Genomic DNA, 4,024 nt, shown 5'->3' with positions numbered 1-4,024 from the left:
CAGATTTGGTTTAGTTATTATTTAAGAGTTTCAAATGGTTGAGAGCTTTTAAAACAAGGTTATAGGGAGCTGTCTTCTTGACGTCCTTAAGGGCGATCCACTCCACGTCCGACGACGCCTCGACTTTCGTCGGCAACGTTTCAGGAAGCTGAATAAAGATTTCATACTTCGTGATGCTGTGTTTGTAAGTGAAGCTTTTGGGTTTGTCTTTGATCACCTCGACCTTACCCGGGAAGATCTTCGCCTTCTTTAAAAAAGGAGCGTAGTTGTTTTCCGCGAGAGCGATTTTTCTATCCTTTACGAAGATCGAAGGAGTCCACAAAAGTCGGAGCCCCTCTTTTTTTTCTTTTCTTAAAGGCAGTTGATCTTGTAGACCTTGCCGACGGGCTTCACACCCTTTATTCCATGGGCAAAGAAAGCAACTGGGACTTTTGGGTGTGCACATTGTTGCACCCATCTCCATCATCGCCTGATTGACGTTATGGCTGTTGTTCGCCTGAGCCAATTCATCGGCCGCGGTTTGCAAGCGATCTCTCCCCGCCGTGGTCCACCACTCGATCTTTTCCCCGAGATATCGACTGAGAGTGCGAATGACATTTCCGTCTAGCACTCCCACAGCCTCATCAAAAGCCAAACTGCTCACCGCGCGGGCCGTGTAAGGGCCAAAGCCAGGAAGCTCGATCAATTCGGAGTACGTCTTGGGAAAACCATTTTGAGATAAAAGCTGCGCGGCTTTATGAAGATTTCGCGCGCGCGAGTAATAACCTAAGCCCGCCCACGCCTCTAAAACTTGAGGCAGCGGAGCATCCGCTAATTGGTCGACGGTTGGGAATTTTTCCATAAAGCGGTGATAATAGGGAATCACGGCCTGCGAGGTCGTCTGTTGCAACATGACCTCCGAAATCCAGATCCTATAGGGATCACGACTTTTTCGCCACGGCAAATCCCGATGGTTATGGGCATACCAATCCACAAGGACCTGAGCGAGTTTTTTAGACTCGGGTAAAACGGGAGTTTTACGCTCTCGGCTGTTTGTTTTTTTTACGGACTTCCCCATAGAGTGAGCGTAAACTTAATTCGGATTTGAGAAGTGAGCAAGCCACTTCATCGGACCAAAAAGAGGGATGCCACCTTTTTTGGCCGGACACCTAATAACGCAGGAGCGAAGATGGAATACAAACCAGTATCAGGGCGAGACCTCCCTCGATTTGCAGGAATCAAAACTTTCTTTAGACTACCTCATGTTCCCATCAAGGCCGATTATGATATCGCACTGGTCGGCGTCCCATTTGATGGCTCACTTTCCTATCGCCCCGGCGCCCGCTTTGCCCCAGGAAAAATCAGAGAAATGTCGGCCCTCGGTCGCATCTATCACTGGGAACGTCAGATGACGTATATCGAAAAAATCAAAGTCGCAGATGTGGGAGACGTCCCGATCGTTCCCATCGATGTGATGAAAACTTATGAGATCATCGAAAAATATTTTTCAGAACTTCTTAAGAAAGATAAAAAATTTATTTCGGTCGGCGGTGATCACTCCACCACACTTCCCATTCTGCGCGCTTTAAATAAGAAATATAAAAAGCCATTGGCAGTGATTCACTTTGATGCGCATTTAGATACTTACCCAGCGGCTTGGGGCTGTGAATACCATCACGGGGCCTTCATGCGCCACGCGATCGAAGAGGGATTAGTTGATGGAAAAAAACTTTGCCAAGTGGGCATTCGTGGACCACTGGCTGGAAAAGACGATCTCGACTTTGTTAAAAAACACGGCGTCAACGTGATCACAGTGAACGACATTCGTAATGCTCCACTGGAAAATATTGCGAAAAAAATTAATAAAATTATCGGAAAAGATCCTGCCTACATTACCTTCGATATCGACTGCCTTGACCCCGCTTACGCTCCCGGAACTGGCACTCCCGTCGTTGGCGGTCTCACCACTTACGAAACACAAACCATTCTTCGAGGTTTGCGGATTCCCAATATGGTCGGCGCCGATATCGTAGAAGTTTCCCCACCCTATGATCACTCGGATATTACCAGCTTAGCGGCCGTGGACACTCTCTTTGAGCTTTTAAATATCTACGCTGCAGACGCAAAGAAATAAAAACTCGACCTCGCTGGGCTTGTGAGCAAGCTCGCCGAGTGAGTAAAATAAAAGGGTGAAATTCTTTGTCCTTCTTCTATTTTCGGGGTTGAGTTTATCTGCACCGATCAAGCCTTCTCCATCCGCTAAGGTTGAGCTTGCCCTCAGCCTTGAAGGCTGGTCTCCGGAATCGCTGATATTTTACGAAAATAATTCGATGGGATATAAGTTCAACGACAAGATTGTTGCCATCAAAACTTTTTCTCCACAGAAATACAACCAACTCAAGACAGATTTTTCGCAGACCGTGATGGCCTTCCGTAGACCGCTGGCTCTCTGTGTTCAAGTGGTCCACATCGAAAATCGTTTGGATTCTCAAAAACGGCCAGAAACTTCTAAAGTTTGCGCTAGCGGCGCAGGTCCTTTACAAGAAAAATTCTTTAGTCTTTGGAAAACCACTCGCGAACTTATTGGTGGATCAAATTGATCAGCGCACTCCTCTCCCTCTTATCGATAGCTCTGGCCACTCCCCCTGCAGAATCCCAGGGACCACGCCCCCCGTGTACCGCCGAGGGAATCACTCGCTCCTGCGAAATTCTTAAACAACGAGCCCATCAGCAATGGATTTACCTTCCCGACGGGACTTTTTTTCGAAACCCCACTTACGACAATAACTGGAGATCTTTCTTTTTTAACTCGAGATCCGAAGGCAGAACATCTGCCGCCCGCAAACAACTTGTAACGACTATGGTCGAACAGATTCGCACACGATTTATCGAAGAAGTGCGGCAGGGTAAGACCGACTCCCAACTGACTCCGGAGGAACAAAATTTAATCACTCGTTTAAGAACATTAAAATTTGATGCCAATTCAGGGAGCCGAAACGTCAGTTGTCCCGCCTACGGACCTAATGCGCACTATGATGGAGTCAGTCATTCGATGACTATCTGTAACGGAGCGATGAATCTTCCGAATGCGGCCCTTCAATATGTGATCGGCCACGAAATGGGACATGCTCTCAGTCACTGCATCACCAGCTTACCCCTCATCCGAATTCGACGATCTCAAGCCCTGAGAACTTTCACAAGCGCAACAACGGTGGGACAATTCCATATCAATCCTTCCGACCTGACCACGGCGACCGACACTCAGTTTCGAGAGCATGTGGAGAACGGAAATATCGAAGTCATTGCCCCCGCCATTTCGCCGAGTCGACATCCCTTCCAAAAAATTCAGTCGTGCCTTAGAAACTCGGGCTTTGACGAAGGTGTTTTTTCTGAACAAGAGACGTCAAATCTATCCCGACGAATTTTACAAGACACTCTCGCGATCCGGCCTGACGTTCAGCAAACGCAGGCAGAGCGTGACCGACTGATTCAGATTCAGACGTCGGCCATTCGTCGACGCTCCCAGTGCTTTTGTAACCATGGATTTGGAAGCCCCGCGAGCGAAGCGATGAGCGATATCTGGGGATCAAGAATGGCGGCGAGTTACTTGCGTGAGAATCCACCGCGGAACGATATCGAGCGTCTCGGGGTAATCACACCCTACCTCGGAAATATTTGTAATTCCCAGCGCCGAGAACAGCGCACATCCCCGGCCGATACTACCGGCGGTATACATCCGCCAAATCTTGACCGGATCAATCGAATTATTTTTGCCCATCCTGAGATCGCACAGGCTCTCCACTGTGAACCTTCTCGAAAGTTTTCCTGCGACAGCAGAGATTTAGTTGTCGACGACGGGACGTCGCCGACCGAACGATAATTAGAAACCTGCGATTTTTTTAAGATACTCCATTTTAGCAAATGTGCCAGAGTCCTTGTCGACGCTCGGAGGGGCTTTCGCTAAGCCCTCTTTCGCCACTTTTTGCGCCTCTTCTTTTTTACCTATGGATTCAAGAATCTCCGCAAGCAAGGCCGCAGTATAAAT

4 protein-coding genes are annotated in these 4,024 nt (G+C 48.2%); 3 read left to right on the top strand and 1 reads right to left on the bottom strand.

The genetic code is table 11. The features are described from left to right. Positions 1-10 precede the first annotated feature (10 nt). The gene (locus tag K2Q26_13625; GenBank protein ID MBY0316558.1) at positions 11-1,057 is read right to left on the bottom strand and encodes an A/G-specific adenine glycosylase; all 1,047 of its coding nucleotides are present in this window, start codon (positions 1,055-1,057) and stop codon (positions 11-13) included. A gap of 111 nt (positions 1,058-1,168) precedes the next feature. On the opposite strand from K2Q26_13625, the gene speB reads away from it, so the two are divergent. From speB to K2Q26_13610, 3 genes are read left to right on the top strand one after another with little or no spacing between them, the layout of a single operon-like run. After that, positions 1,169-2,113 (top strand): agmatinase, encoded by a 945-nt coding sequence (gene speB / locus K2Q26_13620; protein ID MBY0316557.1) that lies wholly within the window; start codon positions 1,169-1,171, stop codon positions 2,111-2,113. A gap of 55 nt (positions 2,114-2,168) precedes the next feature. Continuing rightward, complete coding sequence (locus tag K2Q26_13615; GenBank protein MBY0316556.1) at positions 2,169-2,579, top strand: hypothetical protein; 411 nt, start codon at positions 2,169-2,171, stop codon at positions 2,577-2,579. After that, positions 2,576-3,859 carry a hypothetical protein gene (locus K2Q26_13610; protein ID MBY0316555.1) on the top strand — a complete coding sequence of 428 codons (1,284 nt, stop codon included), beginning with the start codon at positions 2,576-2,578 and terminating at the stop codon, positions 3,857-3,859. The genes K2Q26_13615 and K2Q26_13610 overlap by 4 nt, the downstream gene beginning before the upstream one ends. Positions 3,860-4,024: the final 165 nt, after the last annotated feature.

This window comes from Bdellovibrionales bacterium (assembly GCA_019750295.1).
GTDB lineage: Bacteria > Bdellovibrionota > Bdellovibrionia > Bdellovibrionales > JAGQZY01 > JAIEOS01.
The sequence above is the reverse complement of the archived record's forward strand: the minus strand, read 5'-3'. Positions and strand labels throughout refer to the sequence as shown.

What these genes read in the sequence shown, in the direction of transcription:
- K2Q26_13625 (MBY0316558.1), bottom strand. Translation starts at nt 1,057, where the DNA reads ATGGGGAAGTCCGTAAAAAAAACAAACAGCCGAGAGCGTAAAACTCCC.
- speB (MBY0316557.1), top strand. Translation starts at nt 1,169, where the DNA reads ATGGAATACAAACCAGTATCAGGGCGAGACCTCCCTCGATTTGCAGGA.